The sequence below is a fragment of the Streptomyces sp. HUAS CB01 genome, assembly GCF_030406905.1.
Taxonomy (GTDB): Bacteria; Actinomycetota; Actinomycetes; order Streptomycetales; family Streptomycetaceae; genus Streptomyces; species Streptomyces chengbuensis.
Genome location: NZ_CP129137.1, coordinates 5032266 through 5054011, shown reverse-complemented (window position 1 = coordinate 5054011; position 21746 = coordinate 5032266). Strand labels below are relative to the sequence as shown.

Genomic DNA, 21746 nt, shown 5'->3' with positions numbered 1-21746 from the left:
ACCCAGAGGCCCAAAATTCGGACAAAGGGATCGCAGACAGACACGCGCGAAACGGACTGTTAATACAGGTTTCCGGTGAGCTACGTCCGATAGTCGGACGAGTGGCGCAGGAAAATCTGTTGACGGACACAGCGGACACGGCGGACGGACCGGACGCACCTCGGCCCCCCGGACGGGCGCGCGCACGGAAACGGCCCGGGAAACCCCCTCGAGCGGGGTCTCCCGGGCCGTTGCGGTCAGACTGGTCCCGATGTCCGGAACCGGACGGTTCAGCCGTGCTTGGCCCGCGAGGCGGCGCGGGCGCGCTCACGGGCGTCCAGGTTCACCTTGCGGATGCGCACGGCCTCCGGAGTCACCTCGACGCACTCGTCGTCGCGGCAGAACTCCAGCGACTGCTCCAGCGAGAGCTTGCGCGGCGGAACGATGGACTCCGCCACATCGGCCGTGGAGGAGCGCATGTTCGTGAGCTTCTTCTCCTTGGTGATGTTCACGTCCATGTCGTCCGAGCGGGAGTTCTCGCCGACGATCATGCCCTCGTAGACCTCGGTGCCCGGCTCGACGAAGAGCACGCCGCGCTCCTGGAGGTTCGTCATCGCGAACGCGGTGACGGCACCGGACCGGTCGGCGACCAGCGAGCCGTTGTTGCGGGTCTGCAGGTTGCCGAACCACGGCTCGTGGCCCTCGTGGATCGAGTGGGCGATTCCCGTGCCGCGGGTGTTCGTCAGGAACTCGGTACGGAAGCCGATCAGACCGCGGGAGGGCACCACGAACTCCATGCGGACCCAGCCGGAGCCGTGGTTCGACATGTTGTCCATGCGGCCCTTGCGGACGCCCATGAGCTGGGTCACGGCACCCATGTGCTCCTCGGGCACGTCGATGGTCATGCGCTCGACCGGCTCGTGCAGCTTGCCGTCGACGTCCTTGGTGACCACCTGGGGCTTGCCGATCGTCAGCTCGAAGCCCTCCCGGCGCATCGTCTCGACGAGGATCGCCAGGGCCAGCTCGCCACGGCCCTGGACCTCCCAGGCGTCGGGGCGCTCGGTGTCGAGGACGCGGAGCGAGACGTTGCCGATCAGCTCGCGGTCGAGGCGGTCCTTGACCTGGCGGGCGGTGACCTTGCGGTCCTTGACGCCGCCCTTGTTGTCCGCGCCCTTGCCGGTGGCGCCGCGGCCCACGAGCGGGGAGGTGTTCGTGCCGATGGTCATGGAGATCGCCGGCTCGTCGACCGTGATCAGCGGGAGCGCGACCGGGTTCTCCGGGTCCGCCAGGGTCTCGCCGATCATGATGTCGGGGATGCCGGCGACGGCGCAGATGTCACCGGGGCCCGCGACCTCGGCGGGCTTGCGGGTGAGCGCCTCGGTCATCATCAGCTCGGAGATGCGGACGTTGGAGACCGAGCCGTCGCGCTTGATCCACGCCACGGTCTGGCCCTTGCGGAGCTCGCCCTGCTCGACGCGCAGCAGCGCGATACGGCCGAGGAAGTTGTCGGCGTCGAGGTTGGTGACGTGGGCCTGGAGGGGGGCGTCCTCGTCGTACGTCGGGGCGGGGATGTGCTCCAGGATGGTGGAGAAGAACGGCTCCAGGTTCTCGCTGTCGGCCGGGACCGTGCCGTCCTCCGGCTTGGTCAGCGACGCGATGCCGTCACGGCCGCAGGCGTAGACGATCGGGAACTCGATCTGGTCCTCGTCGGCGTCCAGGTCCAGGAAGAGGTCGTAGGTCTCGTTGACGACCTCGTCGATCCGGGAGTCCGGGCGGTCGGTCTTGTTGATGCACAGGATGACGGGCATCCGGCGCTGGAGCGCCTTGCGGAGCACGAAGCGGGTCTGCGGGAGCGGGCCCTCGGAGGCGTCCACCAGCAGCACCACGCCGTCGACCATCGACAGACCGCGCTCGACCTCGCCGCCGAAGTCGGCGTGGCCGGGGGTGTCGATGATGTTGATGGTGATCGGGGCCCCGCCGTCCTTGGGGTGGTACTTCACCGCCGTGTTCTTGGCGAGGATCGTGATGCCCTTCTCACGCTCCAGGTCGTTCGAGTCCATGACCCGGTCGTCTACGGAGTCGAGCTGGTGCGCGGCGAACGCTCCGGCCTGCTTCAGCATGGCGTCGACGATGGTCGTCTTGCCGTGGTCGACGTGGGCGACGATGGCGACGTTGCGGATGTCGTGGCGCGTGGGCATGGGTGGCTTGCGCTTCTCTCGGATCGTGGGATGCGGCGTCTGTTTCCTCTTACGCCCGCCGGGCGGACGCGCCACGGCTGTGTCCATGGTACGGGGCCGCCGCGCAAGGGGCTTCCCGGCCCGATGCGACCCGCGACGACCTTGCCCGCCGGAGCTCCCGGCGGGCAAGGGAATTGAGCTGCTTCTGAGGTCCGGATCAGCGGAGCGGAGGCTTCCGCCGCCGAGCACGCGACGGGGCGGCTTCCGGGCTCCGGTACGGGCCCGTCGGGACCGGCCCGGTGAGGGGCCCGCCGGGCTCCGGTACGGGCCCGTCGGGACCGGCCCGGTGAGGGGCCCGCCGGGCTCCGGTACGGGCCCGTCGGGGACCGGCCCGGTGAGGGGCCCGCGGACCGGCTCCGGGCGTGCCGGTGCGGGCTCTCGGTGCCGGTCGGCGGCGCCCCGGAAGCCCTCCGGCCCCGCCCGCCGGGTACGCGGCGGGCGGGGCCGTGGGCGAGAGACGGCGCGGAGGGCCCGGGACGCCGGGTGCGTGCGTTCGCCGACGTACCCGGAGCCCGCCGGCCGGTCTGTGGGGGCGGGACCCGTGAGAGGTCCGGCTCCGGGCGCCGCTCGCCGGCGGCCGGAGGCGGAGCCCGGAGACGCTATCCCGTCGTGGCCGGCCCGGCCCCGTGCGCCGGCTTCGCCTTCACGAAGCCGATGTCCTGGTAGCGGGGGGCCGAGAAGCCGAATGCGCCCGCGTTGGCGAGGTCGCGTTTGGCGGCCACCAGCTCCGGACGCTGGTACAGGGGGATGGAGGCCGCCGCCGCCCAGATCCGGGCGTCGACCTGCTTCATCAGATCACTGGCCTTCCTCTCGTCCAGCTCGCCGACGGCCTCGTCGAAGAGCTGGTCGATGCGGTCCGTGCCGACCCGGGTGTAGTTCTGCTCCACCAGCAGCGACCCGTCCGTCGCGGGTTCGGGCTTGGCGTAGATCGGACGTGCGTCCGTCGCCGGGAAGGCCGTGGCCGGCCAGGACCAGAGGGCGAGGTCGTAGTGCCCGGAGGCGATGTGGTCCTTGAAGAAGCTGTCCTCGGCGACCTTCTTCACCTCCGTGCGGATCCCGACCTCGTCCAGCATCCGGCGGATCCGGTCACCGACCGCGCGCAGCGGTTCGGAGCCCGGGCCCGACGGGAGGACGAAGCGGAGGCTGAGCGGCTTGCCGTCCTTGCCGAGCGGTCCCGCGACCGGGTTCCGGCCCGGGGCCCTGGTACCGACCGGGGCGTAGGCGCCCGCGACACCGCCCTCCCGCTTGTACGCCTCGGGCATCGCCTTGTCCCCGTCGCTCCCGGCCGGGACCGCCGCGGGGCGGCCCGCTCCGGGCTTGTCGTCCCCGCCTGCCGCACTCCCGGCGGCGGACCCCGCACGGGCACCGCCCCCGGCCGCCGGGCTCTGCGGGGCACCGGGCGCCCCCGGACCGCCGGCGGACGGCGAGCCGCCCGCCGAAGGGCTCTGCGCCGACGGGCTCAGGGCGGACGGGCTGCTCCCCGCCGCCGGGCTCTGGGCCGCCGGGCTCTGGGCGGACGGGCTGCTCCCCGCCGCCGGGCTCTCCACGGCCGGGCTCTTCTCGGGGCCCGCCTTCGTGCCGGACTCGGCCGCCCGGGCGCCCTCCCGGGTCCAGCCCGCGTCGGCGAGCAGCGCCTGGGCCTCCGCGGTGTCCTGACCGCCGAGCGCACCGCTGCTGTCCGCGTACCCGGGCTGGCCCGCGAGCGCGAGGTGGCTGCCGACGGGCTTCGCGGGCAGGCCGAGGGGCTTGAGCACGGTTTCGGCGAGCTCCCGGCGGTCCAGCGCCCGGGCCACGGCCCGTCGCACCCGTTCGTCCGCGAGCGGTCCCGACTCGCCGTTGAGCGCCAGCTGGGTGTACGCGGGCTCCAGGGACTTGCGGACCACGAATCCGCGCAGCGCCGTCTGCTCGCTGGTGAACCTCGTCAGCCCGGCGTCCGCGCGTTCCCGCGCGAGCAGCCCACTCCCGTCGGCGTCCTCCCCGGCGCCCCCGGAGGAACGTTCCTGCCCGGTCTCCCCGGAGCCGTCGGCGGACTCCCCGGCCTCGGCGGACGCGGCGCCCGGACCGCTGCCGCCGCTGCCGCCCTCCGGGTCCTTGTGCGCCACGGCGATGCGTTCGGCCACGCCCCGGTCGATCTCGGCCAGATCGACGGCGCCCGTGGCGAGCGCCGCGGCCCGCCGGTCGCGCGGCACGGCCCGCAGCACGAGCGAGTCGAGCTTGGCCGGCTCGCCCCACCAGCGCGGGTTGCGGACGAGCGTGACGGTGCCGTCCTCGCTGTCGATCTTCTGCAGGGCGAAGGGCCCGGCCGTCACCGGCAGCTCCGTGCGGGCCCCGTCGTTGAAGGACGCCGGGCTGCCCATCGTCTCCTTGGGGTAGAGCGGGGAGAACAGCGATCGCCAGTCGGCGTACGGCCTGGCGAAGGTCACCCGGACCTCCAGGTCGTTCTTGCCGCGCTCGATGTTCTCGATGCGCTCGTAGCCGGCGTTTCGCGCGGTCCAGTAGGCCGAGTCCTTGCCGCTGAGCGCCCGCCACTGGGCGACGAAGTCCGGCGCACCGATCTCCCGCCCGTCGGTCCAGACCGCCTCCTGGTTGAGCTTGTACAGGACGACCTGCTTGGGCTCGCGGTCGACGAGCTCGGCGGACTCCAGGTAGTCGGGGTTGAGCTGCGGGCGGCCCCGCTGGTCCGGAGTGAAGAGGGAGGGGAGCGCGGCACCGGCGACACGGGCGGTGGCGGCGTCCGCATCGGCCTGGAAGGTGTTGAGCGTCGTGGGTACGGAGTCGACGGCCCACCGCAGTGTGCCGCCCTGTTCGACCTGGTTGCGCCCGGCGTGGCCGATGTCCGCGGGGACGGTCACGGCCTCGGGGCCGCCCTCCTCCGACGTGCAGCCGGCCAGCACCGGCAGGACGAGCACGCCGCTCGTGAGCAGTGCCACCGAGCGCAGCGTGCGGGAGCGTCCGGACCGGGACCGGGAGGTGCGGAGGCAGGGCGTACGGGAGCATGTCCTCCCGCGTGGGGCGTCGACCTCGGACATGACGTGTACCCCTTCGTCCGATCAGTTGGGCCTTTGGTGGATTTTGGAGATGATCACACCTATTGCGCCTACACTGAAAAGGACGGAGGGCGGGGCGGGGCGCCGACACGACGGAGCGGTCGGAAAACCCCACCCATGCGGCCCAACGGGGAGCCCCTAACGGGTGGCGCGCACCGCGAATCGGTGCACGCGCCTTCACAAGCAGGGATGTGACGCGCGACACTCGCAGGCGCACACACAGCCCTCTGGGGGACATCCCCAGACACCCGCATGCCACCCGCGACCGCGGAAGTGAGGGCAGTTCATGTCCCTGCAGGACGAGTTGACGGACGTCAAGCGCCGTCTCGACGACCTGACCCGAACGGTCGAACGGCTGGAGCGGAGCCTCGCGCACACGCGGGAGGACGCACCCCGGACCCAGCCGGCCGGCCGCCCCGAAGACCTGGTCACCATTCCCGACACCCCGTACGACAGTTCGCTGTGGACGGACTCGGACGACGAAGGCCTGGGTGCGCGCGACCGGCACGCGCCCTAGGAGCTTCGTTGGCCACAGGCACCGAACCTCATACCGACACAGGCGTACGCGGCGCCACGCGCGCCGCGATCGCCACCCGCCACCTCAGGACCGACCGCTGGTGGCTCGCGCCCGCCGCGACCGCCGGCGGCCTGCTCGCCTTCATCGTCTACTCGACCTGGCGGGCCTTCGCGAACAGCGACTACTACGCAGCGCCGTACGTCTCGCCGTTCTACTCACCCTGTCTCGCCGAGAACTGCGTCCCGATGAAGGGCGGCCCCAACTGGGAGATCTTCGGCAGCTGGTGGGGCCTGTCCCCCGCCCTGCTCATCCTGGTCTTCCCGCTGGGTTTCCGGCTGACCTGCTACTACTACCGCAAGGCCTACTACCGGGGCTTCTGGGCCTCGCCCCCGGCCTGCGCGGTAGCCGAGCCGCACGCGAAGTACACGGGTGAGACGCGCTTCCCGCTGATCCTGCAGAACGTGCACCGCTACTTCTTCTACGCGGCGCTGCCGGTGGCGGGCATCCTCACCTACGACACGGTGCTCGCCTTCCGCGACGAGACCTACGCCTGGGGACACATGGGCCTCGGCACCCTGGTCTTCCTCGTCAACATCGTGCTGATCTGGGCGTACACCCTGTCCTGCCACTCCTGCCGGCACATCATCGGCGGTCGGCTGCGGCACTTCTCCAAGCACCCGGTGCGCTACCGGCTGTGGGGGTTCATCGGCAAGCTGAATGACCGTCACATGCTGCTCGCCTGGGCGTCGTTGATCAGCGTCGCGCTCGCCGACTTCTACGTCTACCTGCTCGCCTCCGGCGCCTTCGCCGATCCGCGCTTCTTCTAGGGGAAAGGTGCTGACCCATGACTGAGCTCGAACGGCAGCAGTGGGACGTTGTCGTCGTGGGCGCGGGTGGTGCGGGGCTGCGGGCCGCCATCGAGGCGCGTGAGGCGGGCGCCCGTACGGCCGTCATCTGCAAGTCCCTGTTCGGCAAGGCCCACACCGTGATGGCGGAGGGCGGGATCGCCGCCTCCATGGGCAATGTGAACTCCCACGACAACTGGCAGGTCCACTTCCGCGACACCATGCGCGGCGGCAAGTTCCTCAACCAGTGGCGGATGGCGGAGCTGCACGCCCAGGAGGCGCCCGACCGGGTCTGGGAGCTGGAGACCTGGGGCGCGCTCTTCGACCGCACCAAGGACGGGAAGATCTCCCAGCGCAACTTCGGCGGCCACGAGTACCCGCGTCTGGCGCACGTCGGCGACCGGACCGGGCTGGAGCTCATCCGGACCCTCCAGCAGAAGGTCGTCTCGCTCCAGCAGGAGGACGAGCGGGAGTTCGGCGACCCCGAGGCCCGGCTGAAGGTCTTCCAGGAGTGCACGGTGACCCGGGTACTCAAGGACGGTGACAGGGTCTCGGGCGCGTTCTGCTACGAACGCGAGTCCGGCCGCTTCTTCGTGCTGGAGGCTCCGGCGGTCGTGCTCGCCACCGGCGGCATCGGCAAGTCCTTCAAGGTGACCTCCAACTCCTGGGAGTACACCGGCGACGGGCACGCGCTGGCGCTGCTCGCCGGGGCGCCGCTGCTGAACATGGAGTTCGTGCAGTTCCATCCCACCGGAATGGTCTGGCCGCCCTCGGTGAAGGGCATCCTCGTCACCGAGTCGGTGCGCGGCGACGGAGGGGTGCTGCGCAACTCCGAGGGCAGGCGGTTCATGTTCGACTACGTCCCGGACGTCTTCAAGGAGAAGTACGCGGAGACGGAGGAGGAGGGCGACCGCTGGTACGAGGACCCCGACAACAACCGGCGCCCTCCCGAGCTGCTCCCCCGCGACGAGGTCGCCCGGGCCATCAACGCCGAGGTGAAGGCGGGCCGCGGCTCTCCGCACGGCGGGGTGTTCCTGGACGTCTCGACCCGGATGCCGGCAGAGGTGATCAGGCGCCGGCTGCCGTCCATGTACCACCAGTTCAAGGAGCTGGCGGACGTGGACATCACGGCGGAGGCCATGGAGGTCGGGCCGACCTGCCACTACGTGATGGGCGGCATCGCCGTCGAGTCGGACACGGCGTCCGCGGTCGGCGTGCCCGGCCTGTACGCGGCGGGCGAGGTCGCCGGCGGCATGCACGGCTCCAACCGTCTGGGCGGCAACTCGCTGTCCGATCTGCTGGTCTTCGGGCGGCGCGCCGGACTGCACGCCGCCGAGTACGCTGCCGGCCTCGCGGACGCACGCCCCGCGGTCGACGAGGAGCAGATCGACGCGGCCGCGGCGGAGGCACTGCGGCCCTTCAGCGCCGAGGGTCCCGAGCCCGACGCACCGCCGGAGAACCCGTACACGCTCCACCAGGAGCTCCAGCAGGCGATGAACGACCTGGTCGGCATCATCCGGCGGGAGTCCGAGATGGCGCAGGCGCTCAGGAAGCTCGCGGACCTGCGGGTCCGCGCCCGCCGGGCGGGCGTGGAGGGACACCGCCAGTTCAACCCGGGCTGGCACCTCGCCCTCGACCTGCGCAACATGCTGCTGGTCAGCGAGTGCATCGCCCGGTCGGCCCTGGAGCGCACCGAGAGCCGCGGCGGCCACACCCGCGAGGACCACCCGGCGATGGAGCGCGAGTGGCGCCGGATCAACCTGCTGTGCCGGCTCGCCGACCGCACGCTGTCCTTCGGCCCGGTGGAGCCCGGCGCTCCGGCAGCCGACCCCGTACGGGGCCAGATCGACCTCGCACGGGAGACCACCGAGCCCATCCGCCACGACCTGCTCGCCCTCTTCGAGAAGGAAGAGCTGGTCAAGTACCTCGCCGAAGAGGAGCTGTACGAATGAGCACGTACGACGCTCGGTTCAGGGTCTGGCGGGGCGACCAGGACGGCGGGAGCCTCGAGGACTTCACGGTCGAGGTCAACGACGGCGAGGTCGTCCTCGACATCATCCACCGGCTGCAGGCCACCCAGGCCGGGGATCTCGCGGTGCGGTGGAACTGCAAGGCCGGCAAGTGCGGCTCGTGCAGCGCTGAGATCAACGGCCGGCCGCGACTGATGTGCATGACCCGTATGTCGGTCTTCGACCGCTCCGAGACCGTCACGGTCACCCCGCTGCGGGCCTTCCCTGTGGTGCGCGACCTGGTCACGGACGTGTCGTACAACTACGCCAAGGCCCGTGAGGTGCCGTCCTTCGTGCCGCCGCCGGGAGTCGCGGCCGGAGAGTACCGGATGCAGCAGATCGACGTGGACCGCTCACAGGAGTTCCGCAAGTGCATCGAGTGCTTCCTGTGCCAGGACACCTGCCATGTGGTGCGTGACCACGAGGAGAACAAGGCGGCCTTCGCCGGGCCGCGCTTCCTCATGCGCGTGGCCGAGCTCGACATGCACCCGCTGGACGCCGCGGCCGAGTCGGGTCTCGACCGCAAGCGCACGGCCCAGGAGGACCACGGGCTCGGCTACTGCAACATCACCAAGTGCTGCACGGAGGTGTGCCCCGAGGGCATCCACATCACGGACAACGCGCTGATCCCGCTCAAGGAGCGCGCGGTCGACCGGAAGTACGACCCGCTGGTGTGGCTGGGCAGCAAGATCAGGCGCCGGGGCGAACAGACCACGTAGCGCCCTCTGCCGTTCCGTGCCCGGGCGTCCGCGCCCGGGCACGGGCGTCTCCGCCGCGGGGCGGACGGTCCGCACGGGGGCCGTCCGCCCCGCGGCGTCTCAGAACATGCTCAGCAGCTGCTCGACGCTGGGCTCGGCTGCGGAGTCCCCGTCGGGCAGGGCGAGTTCGAACCACACCGTCTTGCCCCGGGGCGTCCGGCGGGAGCCCCAGGCGGCGCTCAGCAGACCGACGAGCTGCAGCCCCCGTCCTCCCTCGTCGGTGTCCCGGGCCCGCCGGCGCCGCGGCTGTACGAGACCGGCGTCCCACACCTCGCAGACCAGGGTCCGGTCGCGCAGCAGCCGCAGCCGGATCTCGCCCTCGCCGTAGCGCAGGGCGTTGGTGACGAGCTCGCTGACGAGCAGCTCGACCGTGTCCACGAGCGGGTCGAGGTCCCAGGCGCTGAGCTGGGCCCTGGCCAGCTCGCGGGCGCGGCCCACCGACCGGGGTTCGCGCGGCAGCCGCCAGTCCCCCACGGCCTCGGTGGCCAGGCCCTGGATCCGGGCCATCAGCAGCGCGATGTCGTCCTCGCCGTGCCGGGTGTCGAGGCTGGCGAGCACGTGGTCGCAGACGTCCTCGAGCGAACGGGAGCGGGATCCGCCGTCGGTCGCGGAAGGAGTCCCGCCGTGCGGTCCGCCCGCGGGACCGCCGGGGGAACGGGGTTCCGGTACGGCGCGGGCCGGCTCGGTCAGGGCGCGTCGGAAGGCGCTGAGCCCTTCGTCCAGCGGATGGTCGCGCGACTCGACGAGCCCGTCGGTGTACAGGGCGAGCAGCGCACCCTCCGGAAGCTCGACCTGGACCTCCTCGAAGGGTTCGCCGCCGACCCCGAGCGGCATGCCCGGCGGTACGTCGAGCATCAGCGCCTCCTCGCCCGGCTCGACGAGGACGGGAGGCAGATGGCCCGCGTTGGCGAAGGTGCAGCGCCGGGTCACCGGGTCGTACACGGCGTAGACGCAGGTCGCCAGGTAGACCTCGGAGAGTTCGGGCCCGCGGGTCTTGTGGGCGACCCGGGAGGCCTGCTGGGCCCCGCTCGGCGTGCCGAGTCCGCGGGCGATCTCGTCGAGTGCGGAGAGCACCTCCGCGGGCTCCAGGTCCAGCAGGGCCAACGTCCTGACGGCGGTGCGGAGTTCACCCATGGCGACGGCGGCGCGCAGTCCCCGTCCCATGACGTCGCCGACCACGAGGGCGGTGCGGTGGCCGGGGAGCTCGATGACGTCGAACCAGTCGCCGCCCACCTCGGTGGCGGTGTTGCCGGGGAGGTAGCGGCAGGCGATGTCGAGGCCTGCGGCCTCCGGGTCGCCGGGGGGCAGGAGGCTGCGCTGGAGGATCAGGGCGCGCTCGTGCTCACGGCGGTACAGACGGGCGTTGTCGATGCAGACCGCGGCACGGGCGGCGAGCTCGACGGCGAGTGCCCGGTCCCGTTCGCCGAAGGGTTCGCTGCCCTTGGCCCGGGAGAACTGGACGAGGCCGACGACCGTGTCGTGGGCGACCATCGGCACGGCGAGCGTGGACTGGACGAGGCTGCCGTCCTCGCCGGGGATGGCGCGGACCCTGGCCGTGCGCAGGGCGTCGGCGCAGGCGGAGCTGAAGGGGTAGTGGTGGACGGCGCCGACCTCGGGGCTGGCCGGTGTGCCGGCTCCGGAGGCGCCGCCGAGCAGGGTCTCGGAGACGGTGCTGGCGAAGGCGACGCGTCGCAGCTCGGCGCTGCCGCCGTAGGTCTCGGGCCGGGCGGGGCCCCAGCGCCCGGGCGGGGCCTCGTCGCCCGTGAGCAGTCCCTGGTAGAGGTCCACGGATGCGAGGTCGCAGAAGCCGGGTACGGCGACGTCGAGGAGTTCGCGTGCGGTGGTCTCCAGGTCGAGGGAGTTGCCGATGCGAGCGCTGGCCTCGTTGAGCAGGGCGAGGTTGCGGCGGGCGCTGGCGGCCTCGCGGGCCGCGATGTGGCGGCGCGTCACGTCGATGCCGAGTCCGGCGACCCCGACGGGCCGGCCGGAACCGCTGTGCACGCGGTAGAGGTTGACGGCCCAGTGGCGCCGGTCCGAGCTGCCGGGTGCGCTGCCGATGATCTGGAGGTCGGTGACCGACTCCCCGGTCTCCAGGACGCGTTGGAGCGCGGCGGTCATCCGCTCCGCCTCGGGGCGGGAGAGGTAGTCGTGCACGGTTCGGCCGCGGTGGTCATCGGCGACCCCGCCGAAGACCGTCGCGAAGCGCTCGTTGGCGCGCAGCACGGTGAGGTCGGTACCGAACAGAAGGAAGCCAAAAGGAGATTGGCCGAATATCGCCTGCGAGGCGGCGAGGTCCGTCTCGATCCGCCGTAGGGCGCGTACGTCGACGACGATACAGAGCGCGGCACGCTCGCCGTTCTCCGTCTCGCTCGGCATCACGTAGACCTCGGCCAGTCCGTGCGCGCCGCGCCCACCCGGCAGGCGGAAGGGGACGAGGCCCGTCCACTCCTTGCCGTCCAGGATCTCGGCGACCTTGCGGTGGCCCCGCGGGCGGAGCTCGGAGGGGATGAAGACGTCGACCGGGTCCTTGCCCCTGACGTCCTCGGCGGAGATGCCGAACTGCTCGGCGGCACGCCTGCTCCACTGGTCGACCAGCCCGTCCGGGCCGATCGAGAACGACGCGACCTTGATGTAGTCGTAGATGGAGCCGGGCGGACTGCTCTGCCACACCACGCCGCTCGCCGTCTCAGGTATCTCGCTCACGCGACCGTCCCCTCCAGCTCACCGCACCGGACCGGCCATGCCCGCAGTATTCAGCACTACGGCACCTGGCGGCACGGCGTTCACGATCACAGCACGGTCTCGTTCGTTTTGAGCCGAGCACGCAATGATCGTCGTCCCCCCACACTCCTAACCAGGCAGGGGCAGCTCGAACCACACGGTCTTACCCGTTCTGCCTCGTCGAGTCCCCCAGCGGCGAGCCGCGCAGGCCACCAGTTGCAGCCCCCGTCCACCCTCGTCATCAGGCCCCGCGGGGCGCTCAAGGGGCGGATCCGGAAGCGGATCGGAGACCTCCACGAGCAGCGCGGGGGGTCGCGGTGGGACCGCCCCGTCGACGGTCGGCCGGACCAGGCGGACCCCGATGGGCCCGGAGGTGTACCGAAGGGAATTGGTCACGAGCTCGCTGACCAGGAGTACCGTCACATCGACCACGGCGGGCCCGAGACCCCACTTCCGCAGCGCGTCGCGCACGGCGTGGCGGGCGGACCGCGCGGCGTCCGGCTCGGCAGGGAAGGTCCACTCGGCGCATGCGCCTTGGGTGTCGATCACGCCGACCACTTCCCGGACCTGCCACGGATTCCCGTCCACTTTGGGGCGGCAATCAGGACATACCCGATAATTGGTGCGGCGTATCCCCGAGAGGGGCGTGCGGTGGCACGAACGGCGTACAAAATCAGCCGCGTGCGCCCCCTGGGTGGTCCCGCGGCAGCCGGCGCACGGCTTCCTCCACCGCGGGACGGTCCTGGGGCAGCCAGTCCACGGCGTCGAGTTCGTCGACGGCGAGCCAGCGCAGCTCGTCGTGGTCCTCCAGCGGACGCGGCTGACCCGAGATCAGTCGTGCCGTCCAGACCTGGAGCACATAGCCCGGGCCGAGCGGCCACTCGCCGGGGACGCGCTCGACCGGCTCGGTCTCCACGCCCAGCTCCTCCCGCAGCTCGCGGACGAGGGCCTCCTCGGGGGACTCGCCGGGTTCGAGCTTGCCGCCGGGCAGCTCCCAGCGTCCGGCGAACTCGGGCGGCGCGCTGCGCCGCGCGGCGAGCAGCCGCCCCTGGTCGTAGAGGGCCCCGGCCACCACCACCCGGGCGTTCACACGATCTGTCATGCGCCGGAGCGTAACCCGCGCGGCGGGGCGCCCTCGCCGTGCGGACGGCCGCGCGGGCGACCGGACCGCGCGGCGAGAGGGCGCGCCCCGCTCAGGAGGGTGCGGTCTGCCCCATGTGCTCCACCCAGTAGAGCTGCTTGTGGCCGCGGTCGCCGAGACTGTCCGCGATCCTCTGCGCCTCGACCTGCGTGGCGTAGCGGCCCACGCGATAGCGATTGCCGTTGTCGTCCTGGCGGATCACCAGCCAGGGCAGCATCGTGCCATCGTCGGTCATCGCGCCTCTCCCGCCACCGGCCTGCACTTCTCTGACGATCCCCAGGAAACCGCAGTCTGCATATGCCCGAGCCTACGCCTGACCTTCACTCAGCGGATACGTGTTTTTACGAAGAGAGACGGATCCGGCCAGCTTTGCCTCACATCCACGGGGCGCACCTGGCCGAGTGCGCCCCCTGCACTGAGCGCCGGCAGAGCCGGGGGCGGCTCCTCCGGCGGACGCCCCGCGCCCGGGCCGAGCGAGCGGAGCAGCGCCCGAATGCCCCGCACCGGCGGCGACCTGCCGGGCTACGCCTGCGGCCGTGGGCGGACGTACGGGTCCACGGGCGTCCCTCGGGAGTGCGGCCGGCCGCGTCAACGGGCGGGCGGCCCTCGGGGTCGTCGAGGTCGGCGCGCGTCAACGGGCAGCGCAGCGGCCCGAGTCCGGCCGCGACGGGCAGGACCACCTCGTACGGCCGCCGCACACCGGATCGGCCCGGCAGGCGGAGCAGGCTCCGCGAGGAGGGGCCGGGCGGGACCCCTGGGACGAGGCCGAGGAGGGCGGAGTCAGACCCGCGACGGGTCGGGCCGGGCCCGAGGGGCGCCCGAACCGGCCGCGTTCCGCGGCCCCGGAGTGCGTGAACGCGCCCTGCTCGCCGTGCGGTTCGCCGTCGAGCACCCGCGGGACCGGCGGAGCACGGCGGAGGGACGCGCACCGCGACGGACAGCGGGGGCCCCGCCCGCCCGGGGACGTCACCACTCCGCGCCGCGCACCGGACCCCGCACCGCCACGGACAGCGCGGGCCCCCGCACGGTGCACCAGCCCCCGCACAGCGCAACGGCCCGCGCCGCCGCCGTGACACCCGCGTCAGCGCACCGGCAGGTGGTACGCGATACGGAAACGGTCGGCCGGGACCACGACGTCCGCCGTCTCGACGGCTCGCCCCGACGCGTAGTAGGTCCGCTGGATGACCATCACCACATGGCCGGGCACCCCGCCGAGCGTGAGCAGTTCCTCCGCCAGCCCCGGCCGGGCGCCCACCTCCTCGACCACGTTGTCCACGACGACGTCGATGGCTCCCATCCGCTCGACGACGCCGCAGCCGCCGAGCGGCCCCTCCTCGGGCAGCATCACCGGCGTGCGCCCCGTGATGGAGAGCGGCTCCCAGGAGGTGGACAGCATCGTGGGCTCGCCGGCGTCCCGGAAGACGTATCGCGTGCGCATCACGCGGTCGCCGGGGGCGACCCCCAGCCTGCCCGCGACGGCGGCGCTCGCCGGCTCCTGCTCACTGCTCGACTCCCAGGTGCCGCGCACCCCCTCGGCGGCCTGCTCCTGGCGGAAGGGGTTGGCGCCGGACGGCGGCCGGTAGCCCGAGCGGGCGATGCGCCGCGGCACCGGCCGTTCCCTCACGTACGTCCCCGAGCCGGAGCGCCCCTCGACCAGACCCTCGGCCATCAGCACCTTCCGCGCCTCCAGCGCGACGGTGTCGGAGACCCCGTACTCCTCGCGGATCCGGGCCTGCGAGGGAAGGCGGGTGTGCGGCGGCAGCGAGCCACTGACGATTTTTTGACGGAGATCGCTCGCAACGCGCAGATAGGCGGGCTGCTCACCGAATGTCACTGGCCACTCCCAACAGGTTGACAGACAGCAACAGCGTGGCAACCGACGGTTGATCCCCGCAAGTATGGGCCAACGCATTACGCGCCGCGACCAATACCTCCAGGACGGGCGCTTACCGCAGGTAGTGGGGCACGCCTCGCACGAGCGTGCACCGAATCCTTGACCGCAATGGTCCAGACCAATACCTTCTGTGCGTACCGCGCACGGCAGCACGACCGCCCATGGAAGACCTCCGGCACGCACAGGAATGAGCCTCATGCGCCGAAGAACCCTTGCTCGGCTGACCATCGCCGCCGCCTCGCTCGCGCTCCTCGCCCCGCTGGCCCCGCTCTCCCCCGCGGCCGCCGCCGGCCCCGGCCACGGCCGCCCGCCCGCGCCCCACACCCAGAAGCGTGTCGGCTATTTCACCCAATGGGGCGTCTACGGACGGAACTTCCAGGTGAAGGATCTGGACACCAGCGGCGCCGCAGCGAAGCTCACCCACATCAACTACGCGTTCGGGAACGTCAGTGCGGACGGCACGTGCTTCACCGGCAATGTGCCGGGCGAGGCCGACGCCTGGGCGGACTACGTCCGTCCGCTGGACGCGGCCGGCTCGGTCGACGGCGTCGCCGACACCGCCGAACAGCCGCTCGCGGGCAACTTCAACCAGCTGCGCGAGCTCAAGGCCAAGCACCCCGGACTCCGGGTGCTGATCTCGCTCGGCGGCTGGAGCTGGTCGACGCACTTCTCCGACGCGGCCCGGACCCCCGCCTCGCGCAAGGCGCTCGTGGCATCCTGCCTCGACCTCTACATCAAGGGCAATCTGCCCCTGGACGGCACGCGCGGCGGCGCCGGAGCGGCCGCCGGCCTCTTCGACGGCATCGACCTCGACTGGGAGTGGCCGGGGTCGGAAGGCGACACGGACACCGTGTACCGGCCGGAGGACAAACGGAACTTCATCGCACTGGTACGGGAGTTCCGCACCCAGCTCGACGCGTACGGCAGGTCGCTGAAGAAGCGCAGGCACTACGAACTGACGGCCTTCGTCCCGGCGGCGGCCGCCAAGATCGACGCCGGTTTCGAGGTCCCCCGGATCATGCGCGACCTGGACTTCGTGACGCTCCAGGGATACGACTTCCACGTCTCCGGCGAGAAGACCACCGCCCAGCAGTCCGCCCTGTACGCCCGGGACGACTTCAGCGTCGACCGGACCGTGCGGGACTGGCTGCGCCGGGGGGCACCCGCCCGGAAGCTGGTCGTGGGCATACCGTTCTACGGCCAGGGCTGGACGGGGGTCACCGGCGGCGGCGACGGCCTCGGACAGCCGGCGGGCGCACCCGCCCCGGCCACCTGGGCCGCGGGGTACGAGGACTACAAAGCCCTGAAGAAGCTGGCGGATTCGGGGACGTACACGCTCCACCGCGACCGGCGCAACGGCCATGCCTGGCTCTTCGACGGCACCACGCTGTGGACGTACGACGACCCGCAGGTGCTCCGCACCAAGTCGGCGTACATCCGTCGTCTCGGGCTCGGAGGCGCGATGTTCTGGTCCCTGGACGGGGACACCCCGGACGGAGAGCTGATGACGGCCGTCGACCGGGGACTGAAGGGGCGCTGAGGCGTCGCCGTCCCGGGGTCACGGACGGCGGGAGCCCGGCATCCGCACGGCGCCTGCCCCCGGGGCTTGGGGGTGCCCCGGGCCCGAAGTCCCGCTGCGGCACGGGCCCGGGGCGCGGTGCACACGGCGAGCGGCGGCGTACCGGGGCCCGCGCTCAGACCGTCGTGCCGTCGCTCGGCAACGGAGCCTCCTCCTCCGGGTCGCCGGGCTCCTCCGGCGGGTCCGTGGCGAGGCCGAGGGCGGACCGGACGGCGATCTCGGTCTCCTGCCGGAAGGCGTCGCCCGCCTCCGACGTGGCGTCCCAGAAGCTCCCCTCGTCCTGCGCCACCGCCGCCCGGCCGAAGTGGCGGCGCGCTGTGTCGTACTCCTTCGCGCGGGCCAGGGCGTGTCTGCGGGCGGCCGCGGGCCAGGGCGCGGCGCGCAGTTCACGCGCCTCGGTGCCGAGCGTTCGCACCATCCGCTCGGCCCAGGCGCGGTTGGCCTCCGGGTCGTCCTCGAAAAGGTCCTCCGGCTCCTCCCACCAGACCGTGTCGACGGCCAGCTCACCCTCCAGATAGGCGAGTTGGGCCGGGTCCAGGGTCGTACGGTCGCTGCGGACGGAGGACCGGAGCTTCGGTCCGCCGCTCGCCAGGGCGCAGGTGACGGTCCGGTCGCCGAAGCGCCAGCTGTCCCTGGTCGGCATGTAGTAGTAGGGCTCCGCCGTCTCGGGAACGGCCCACCAGTCCAGTGTGTAGGCGCTGTTGACGTCCTCGCACCGCCGCTCGGCCTCGGTCTCGACGGTCTTCTCCCCGGGCCACGCGTCGAACTCGTCGAGCGGGAAGGTGCCGGTGACTTCGCCCTCGTGGGGTGTGCCGCAGTCCACGACCCGGACGGAGGACGCCTCCTCCTCGTCCTGCAGACCGCGGCCCGGGGTGTCGAAGCACTGCCCGGTCCGCAGGTCGAACGTGGAATCCGCCGCGGCGCTCTCGCGCGCCGCCTTGCGGAAGCCGTCCCACACCTCGCCCGCGGTGCCGGTCGCGAACGCGACGGTCATCAGAAGCGTGCTGACGACGGAGAGCACGGTGCCGGCGATCGCCAGGCCCCGGCCCGCGTCCCCCCGCTTCCTGATCTGCGCCAGCGCGATCAGTCCGAGGACGAGGCCGAGCGGGGGCAGACAGCACACGATGCCGGTCACGAGCGAGCCGATGGCGAAGCCGTTGGTGCCGGGCCGCCGCGGCACCTGCCCGTAGGGCGGGTACGGCGTTCCGGGCTGTACGCCCGCCGGCATCGGGTACGGGTACGCCTGCGGCGCGGGCTGCGGCGGGGGCGGGGTGGGCGGCTGCGCCGGGCCGGACCCGCCCGGGGGCGTCCATCCCTGCGACGACGGTTCCACGGGTGCGGCGCTCCTTGTGAAGATCATGCGAACATCTGCGCGGGTCAGCGGATCATACGGTGGGAGCCGTGCGACGGGCAGCCGGTATACGCGGAAGGGGCGGCCGCTCGGCGCGGCCGCCCCTCACTGCTGGTCAGGCACCGGACCCGCTCGGTCCGGCACTCCGGGGGTCAGAACTGGAGGCCCCAGGAGTCGATCCTGCCGGTGTCGTAGCGGGCGTTGTCGCTCACCCGCAGCTTCCAGGTGCCGTTCGCGACCTCCGAGGAGGCGTTCACGGTGTACGTGGTGTTGATGTTGTCACTGCTGCCGCCGGTGCCGTACGCCTTGAGCGTGTACGCCGTGCCGTCCGGGGCGACGAGCTGGACCTGGAGGTCACCGATGTAGGTGTGCACGATGCCGACCGGCACCTGGAGCGCGGCGGGTGCGTTGCCCGCGACGCCGCTGACGGTGACGGGCGACTCCACGGTGGCGTTGTCGTTGATCGCGTAGTCGGCGGTGTTCTCGAACTTCGGTCCGGGCGGTGTGGTCGTGCCGCCGCCGACGTGGAGCAGCCGGTTCGGCGAGCCGGAGCCCGGGTTGCCGACCACGTTCGGGGTCGCCGCGTTGGTCAGCGCCGAGGACACCTGCGCCGGGGTGGCGGTCCGGTTGTCCGCCAGGTGGAGCGCGGCGGCACCGGCGACGTGCGGGGTGGCCATCGAGGTGCCGGAGATGGTGTTGGTCGCGCTGTCGCTGGTGTTCCACGCCGACGTGATGGACGAGCCCGGCGCGAAGATGTCCAGCACGCTGCCGTAGTTGGAGAAGCTGGAGCGCGCGTCGGTGCTGGTCGTGGAGCCGACGGTGATGGCCTCGGTCACCCGGGCGGGGGAGGTGTTGGAGGCGTTCGACCCGTCGTTGCCCGCCGCGATGGCGTAGGTGATGCCGGACGCGATGGAGTTGCGGACCGCGGTGTCCAGCGCCGTGTCGACGCCGCCGCCGAGGCTCATGTTGGCGACGGCCGGCTTGACCGCGTTCTGCGTCACCCAGTCGATGCCCGCGACGACCTGCGCGGTCGTACCGGAACCGGAGTTGTTGAGCACCCGGACGCCGACGACCTTCGCCTTCTTCGCGACGCCGTAGGAGCCGCCTGCCACCGTGGCGGCGACGTGGGTGCCGTGGCCGTTGCCGTCCTGCGCCGTGTTGTCGTTGTCGATGGCGTCGTAGCCGTACGAGGCGCGGCCGCCGAAGTCGCCGTGGGTGATCCGTACACCGGTGTCGATGATGTACGCGGTGACGCCCTCCCCGGCGGAGTCGGGGTACGTGTAGCTCTGGTTGAGCGGCAGCGCGCGCTGGTCGATGCGGTCCAGACCCCAGGAGGGCGGGTTCGGCTGGGTGCCGGAGATGGTGAACACCCGGTTCTGCACGACGGATTCGACGGCGGGGTCGGCGGCGAACTTCCTGGCCTGCGCCTCGGAGAGCTCGACGGCGTATCCGTTGAGGGCGGAGCTGTACGTCTTCTTGATCTTCGCGCCGTACTCCGCGGCGAGTTCCTTGCCCGCCTTGGAGCCGGCGTCGGCGGCCGACTCGTCGAGGGTGACGATGTAGCTGCCGGCGATGGCACCGGGGGCGCCCGCGTTCTCGATCACGCCCACCGGGGCGGGCTCTGCCGCGGTGGCCGGGAGGGCGGAGACGGCACCAAGTGCCAGGGCGGCGACGGCTGTCGTGCCGACCGCGGACAGTCTTCGCCGCGAGTTACGCATCACGGACATGTGAGGGGTCCTCCTCATTGGTGGTGCGTTGATGTGGGGGTTTCGGCAGGAGCATGACAACGACATCGCGGTGGGTGGCCGCGCAATCGTCGTGCCGCTGCCGTCCGAAAGATTGACTGATCCATAGGAATCCCACAAGAGTTCGGGACGGCCCGTAACACGTGTGCCACACAACTGCCATCCTGGATCACATGACGGACTATCAGTGCCCGATGTGCGGCGTACGTTCCCCGGTCGAGTCGTTCGCCTGGCGCTGTCCACGGTGCCACGGCCCGTGGGACCTCGACTTCACCGCGGCTCCGGTGTCCCTCGACTCCCTTGCCGGCAGGGTCGGTTCACTGTGGCGGTACGAGGAGGCGCTGCCGCTCGCCGCGGCGGAGGCCACCGGCGGCGGGCCCGGGGCCGTCTCGCTCGGCGAGGGTCGGACCCCGCTGGTCCCGCTCACCGGCAGCGTCACCGCGAAGCTCGACTTCCTGATGCCGACCCTGTCCTTCAAGGACCGCGGCGCGGTGATGCTCGCCGAGTTCGCCCGGCGCCTGAAGCCGCGCCGGGTGATCGCCGACAGCAGCGGCAACGCGGGCACCTCGATCGCCGCCTACTGCGCCCGCGCGGGCCTGGACTGCACCGTGTACGTCCCGGCCGCGACGTCCCCCAAGAAGATCGAGCAGATCGCCGCGCACGGGGCCCGGCTGGAGCTCGTGCCCGGCGACCGGGAGGCGACCGCACGCGCCGCACGCACGGCCGCCGACGAGGACGGCGTCTTCTACGCCTCGCACGTCCACAACCCGTACTTCCTGCACGGCACGAAGACCTATGTGTACGAGATCTGGGAGGACCTCGGCGGCCGACTGCCCGAGGTGCTGGTCCTGCCCGCCGGCAACGGCACCCTGCTGCTCGGCGCCCGTCTGGCCGTCGAGGAACTGCACGCCCACGGGCTCATCGGGGAACGTCCCGCCCTCGTCGCGGTGCAGACGGCCGCGGTCGCGCCCCTGGCCTCGGCGTTCCACGCCGGCGCGGACGACATCACCCCGGCGGAGGCGGCGCCCACCCTCGCCGAGGGCATCGCGATCCCCGCCCCACCCAGGGCCCGCCAGATCCTCGCCGCCGTACGTGCCACCGGCGGCACCTTCCACACGGTGACGGAGGACCAGATCCGGGCCGCCCAGCTCGACCTCGCCGCGCGCGGCCTGTTCGTCGAACCCACGGGAGCGGCCTGCTGGGCGGCGATCGGGGCACACGGCCTGGGCGGCCGCACCACGGTGGTGCCGCTGTGCGGGGCGGGGGCGAAGACGGGGGTCGCGGCCGGAGGGTGACGGGCCGGGGCCGCGAGGATCTCGCCCGCCTGCGGCCTGACCGCGCTCCTCGACCCGGTCCTGGCCGGCACTCCGCCCCTCACCGCGGCCACGCGGTCAGCAAGTCGCCGGGGGCCGCTGGCGGCATCGAGCCCCGGACTGGCGACTGGCGACTGGCGAGAGAAGCCGGTGCGGGTCAGTCGGGCCTGCAGGAGCCTCTCACCACCGAAGGCTTACGACCACCGGGAGGATCGGCGGCATGAGCGGTAGCAGGAAGTACTCCATCAGTCTCCCCGAGGACCTCGCCGAGGCCGTACGCGCCCACGTCGGCCCGGGCGGCTTCTCCGCCCACGTCGCCGAGGCCCTCGAACAGCGGGTCGCCATGGACAAGCTCCGAGAGATCGTCGCCGACTTCGAGACCGACAACGAAGCTCTCACCCGCGAGGAGGTCGAGGCCGCCCGGGCGCTGCTGCGCCACGACCACCGACAGGCCGGCGGGGCCGCCGCCTGATGCCCGGCTCGTCAAGGTCTGAGGCGGTGCCACTGCCACGCCGACCAGACCTGCCGCCCCTCATCGCGGGGCGAGGACCTCTGCGGACGGAAGCTCGTGCCCGACCCGCCACAAGCGGGTCGGGCACAGTTCATGACG

16 protein-coding genes are annotated in these 21746 nt (G+C 72.1%); 7 read left to right on the top strand and 9 right to left on the bottom strand.

Features of this window, described 5'->3' with window-relative positions:
- Nucleotides 1-269 precede the first annotated feature (269 nt).
- Complete coding sequence (gene typA, locus QRN89_RS22460; protein ID WP_290351180.1) at nucleotides 270-2177, bottom strand: translational GTPase TypA; 1908 nt, start codon at nucleotides 2175-2177, stop codon at nucleotides 270-272.
- A gap of 638 nt (nucleotides 2178-2815) precedes the next feature.
- Nucleotides 2816-5245, bottom strand: a complete 2430-nt coding sequence (locus tag QRN89_RS22455) for an ABC transporter family substrate-binding protein (RefSeq protein ID WP_290351179.1) — start codon at nucleotides 5243-5245, stop codon at nucleotides 2816-2818.
- Between the two features lie 304 nt (nucleotides 5246-5549).
- On the opposite strand from QRN89_RS22455, the gene QRN89_RS22450 reads away from it, so the two are divergent.
- From QRN89_RS22450 to QRN89_RS22435, 4 genes are read left to right on the top strand one after another with little or no spacing between them, the layout of a single operon-like run.
- Nucleotides 5550-5780, top strand: coding sequence for an Rv0250c family protein (locus QRN89_RS22450; RefSeq protein ID WP_290351178.1), 231 nt, complete (start codon nucleotides 5550-5552; stop codon nucleotides 5778-5780).
- Between the two features lie 8 nt (nucleotides 5781-5788).
- Nucleotides 5789-6607: a succinate dehydrogenase subunit SdhC gene (gene sdhC, locus QRN89_RS22445; protein WP_290351177.1), complete on the top strand. Its 819-nt coding sequence runs from the start codon at nucleotides 5789-5791 to the stop codon at nucleotides 6605-6607.
- A gap of 17 nt (nucleotides 6608-6624) precedes the next feature.
- Nucleotides 6625-8577, top strand: a complete 1953-nt coding sequence (locus QRN89_RS22440; RefSeq protein WP_290351176.1) for a fumarate reductase/succinate dehydrogenase flavoprotein subunit — start codon at nucleotides 6625-6627, stop codon at nucleotides 8575-8577.
- The gene (locus QRN89_RS22435) at nucleotides 8574-9353 is read left to right on the top strand and encodes a succinate dehydrogenase/fumarate reductase iron-sulfur subunit (protein ID WP_290351175.1); all 780 of its coding nucleotides are present in this window, start codon (nucleotides 8574-8576) and stop codon (nucleotides 9351-9353) included. The genes QRN89_RS22440 and QRN89_RS22435 overlap by 4 nt, the downstream gene beginning before the upstream one ends.
- Before the next feature lie 99 nt (nucleotides 9354-9452).
- Here QRN89_RS22435 and QRN89_RS22430 read toward each other — a convergent pair whose 3' ends face one another.
- From QRN89_RS22430 to QRN89_RS22410, 5 genes are all read right to left on the bottom strand, one after another.
- Nucleotides 9453-12095: a SpoIIE family protein phosphatase gene (locus tag QRN89_RS22430; RefSeq protein ID WP_290351174.1), complete on the bottom strand. Its 2643-nt coding sequence runs from the start codon at nucleotides 12093-12095 to the stop codon at nucleotides 9453-9455.
- A gap of 147 nt (nucleotides 12096-12242) precedes the next feature.
- The gene (locus QRN89_RS22425; RefSeq protein ID WP_290353818.1) at nucleotides 12243-12671 is read right to left on the bottom strand and encodes an ATP-binding protein; all 429 of its coding nucleotides are present in this window, start codon (nucleotides 12669-12671) and stop codon (nucleotides 12243-12245) included.
- Nucleotides 12672-12786: 115 nt separating this feature from the next.
- A complete protein-coding gene (locus tag QRN89_RS22420) occupies nucleotides 12787-13215 on the bottom strand; it encodes a (deoxy)nucleoside triphosphate pyrophosphohydrolase (protein WP_290351173.1) in 429 nt (142 codons plus the stop codon).
- 91 nt (nucleotides 13216-13306) lie between these two features.
- The gene (locus tag QRN89_RS22415; RefSeq protein WP_290351172.1) at nucleotides 13307-13489 is read right to left on the bottom strand and encodes an SPOR domain-containing protein; all 183 of its coding nucleotides are present in this window, start codon (nucleotides 13487-13489) and stop codon (nucleotides 13307-13309) included.
- Between the two features lie 846 nt (nucleotides 13490-14335).
- On the bottom strand, nucleotides 14336-15088 hold the full coding sequence (locus QRN89_RS22410) for a GntR family transcriptional regulator (protein WP_290351171.1): 753 nt from the start codon (nucleotides 15086-15088) through the stop codon (nucleotides 14336-14338).
- 256 nt (nucleotides 15089-15344) lie between these two features.
- Here QRN89_RS22410 and QRN89_RS22405 point away from each other — a divergent pair, with 256 nt between their 5' ends.
- Nucleotides 15345-16688, top strand: coding sequence for a glycoside hydrolase family 18 protein (locus tag QRN89_RS22405; RefSeq protein WP_290351170.1), 1344 nt, complete (start codon nucleotides 15345-15347; stop codon nucleotides 16686-16688).
- Nucleotides 16689-16842: 154 nt separating this feature from the next.
- Here QRN89_RS22405 and QRN89_RS22400 read toward each other — a convergent pair whose 3' ends face one another.
- Both QRN89_RS22400 and QRN89_RS22395 read right to left on the bottom strand, forming a co-directional pair.
- Nucleotides 16843-18060, bottom strand: a complete 1218-nt coding sequence (locus tag QRN89_RS22400; RefSeq protein ID WP_290351169.1) for a DUF4190 domain-containing protein — start codon at nucleotides 18058-18060, stop codon at nucleotides 16843-16845.
- A 170-nt stretch (nucleotides 18061-18230) separates the two neighbouring features.
- Complete coding sequence (locus QRN89_RS22395; protein ID WP_290351168.1) at nucleotides 18231-19805, bottom strand: S8 family peptidase; 1575 nt, start codon at nucleotides 19803-19805, stop codon at nucleotides 18231-18233.
- Nucleotides 19806-19996: 191 nt separating this feature from the next.
- On the opposite strand from QRN89_RS22395, the gene QRN89_RS22390 reads away from it, so the two are divergent.
- Nucleotides 19997-21118 (top strand): threonine synthase, encoded by a 1122-nt coding sequence (locus tag QRN89_RS22390; protein ID WP_290351167.1) that lies wholly within the window; start codon nucleotides 19997-19999, stop codon nucleotides 21116-21118.
- A 238-nt stretch (nucleotides 21119-21356) separates the two neighbouring features.
- A complete protein-coding gene (locus tag QRN89_RS22385) occupies nucleotides 21357-21608 on the top strand; it encodes a hypothetical protein (protein ID WP_290351166.1) in 252 nt (83 codons plus the stop codon).
- Nucleotides 21609-21746: the final 138 nt, after the last annotated feature.

Bases quoted from the DNA above. Each gene is read 5' to 3' on its own strand.
- typA (WP_290351180.1), bottom strand. From the start codon at position 2,177: ATGCCCACGCGCCACGACATCCGCAACGTCGCCATCGTCGCCCACGTC.
- QRN89_RS22455 (WP_290351179.1), bottom strand. From the start codon at position 5,245: ATGTCCGAGGTCGACGCCCCACGCGGGAGGACATGCTCCCGTACGCCC.
- QRN89_RS22450 (WP_290351178.1), top strand. From the start codon at position 5,550: ATGTCCCTGCAGGACGAGTTGACGGACGTCAAGCGCCGTCTCGACGAC.
- QRN89_RS22440 (WP_290351176.1), top strand. From the start codon at position 6,625: ATGACTGAGCTCGAACGGCAGCAGTGGGACGTTGTCGTCGTGGGCGCG.
- QRN89_RS22435 (WP_290351175.1), top strand. From the start codon at position 8,574: ATGAGCACGTACGACGCTCGGTTCAGGGTCTGGCGGGGCGACCAGGAC.
- QRN89_RS22420 (WP_290351173.1), bottom strand. From the start codon at position 13,215: ATGACAGATCGTGTGAACGCCCGGGTGGTGGTGGCCGGGGCCCTCTAC.
- QRN89_RS22415 (WP_290351172.1), bottom strand. From the start codon at position 13,489: ATGACCGACGATGGCACGATGCTGCCCTGGCTGGTGATCCGCCAGGAC.
- QRN89_RS22405 (WP_290351170.1), top strand. From the start codon at position 15,345: ATGCGCCGAAGAACCCTTGCTCGGCTGACCATCGCCGCCGCCTCGCTC.
- QRN89_RS22395 (WP_290351168.1), bottom strand. From the start codon at position 19,805: ATGTCCGTGATGCGTAACTCGCGGCGAAGACTGTCCGCGGTCGGCACG.
- QRN89_RS22390 (WP_290351167.1), top strand. From the start codon at position 19,997: ATGACGGACTATCAGTGCCCGATGTGCGGCGTACGTTCCCCGGTCGAG.
- QRN89_RS22385 (WP_290351166.1), top strand. From the start codon at position 21,357: ATGAGCGGTAGCAGGAAGTACTCCATCAGTCTCCCCGAGGACCTCGCC.